Annotated in this window: 1 protein-coding gene; it reads left to right on the top strand. The window is 37.5% G+C overall.

Annotation, left to right across the window (positions count from 1 at the left end; all coding sequences use genetic code 11):
- Window positions 1-60: 60 nt before the first annotated feature.
- Window positions 61-277 (top strand): hypothetical protein (locus tag SB822_RS56745; RefSeq protein WP_410859059.1); only part of this gene is annotated, 217 nt, incomplete at its 3' end.

The following is a 277-nucleotide window of genomic DNA, read 5'->3' as shown; positions in this document are numbered from 1 at the left end:
CCTGAACAACCAGGGATTGGATTTTTTGATTATATAAGTAAGCAATAATAGAGGGATAAAATGGGGGAAGAAAAGATGGATATAGATAAACTCTATTGTATTGGACCAAGAGCGGTATTTTCAGTTCCAGATTGGTTTAAATTTTTCTCTTCACTGGGTGCTTATTTAATTAGGAATCCAGGAGCGAACCATCACAAGACACATATAGCAGTGTCGTTACCAGGTGCGAATTTTGTACCTTTGGTAACGGCTGCAGGTATGTCAGATACGATTTTTA

The sequence above is a fragment of the Paraburkholderia sp. SIMBA_054 genome (assembly GCF_046534875.1).
GTDB classification, from domain to species: domain Bacteria; phylum Pseudomonadota; class Gammaproteobacteria; order Burkholderiales; family Burkholderiaceae; genus Paraburkholderia; species Paraburkholderia hospita.
The sequence above is the reverse complement of the archived record's forward strand: the minus strand, read 5'-3'. Positions and strand labels throughout refer to the sequence as shown.